At 54.4% G+C, this 228-nt stretch carries 1 protein-coding gene; it reads right to left on the bottom strand.

All coding sequences use genetic code 11. The features are described from left to right. Positions 1-228, bottom strand: a 228-nt coding sequence (locus tag ACXAH2_RS17240) for a hypothetical protein (protein ID WP_475080176.1), incomplete at both ends; no start/stop codon positions are given.

Below are 228 nucleotides of genomic sequence, written 5' to 3' on the forward strand. Positions count from 1 at the left end.
TGTCAGTTTGGGTGGTAACACCACCATTAATAGTAAAGCCATAGGTGGCAGTGCTGGCAGCAGCAGTGGCACCTGCACTGGTCACCGCGGTAGTCGCGCTGGCCACGTTAGCGGTCGCCACGGCGAGGTTGGCTTTATAAAAATCTAAGTCATTTTTCGGCAGCTTGCCGTCCGCCACTTTTTGTTTGGCCTCTTCGTAGGCCGCTTTGGCGTCTTTGACGGCATCTT

The sequence above is a fragment of the Marinomonas sp. ABL3_031 genome, from assembly GCF_056161265.1.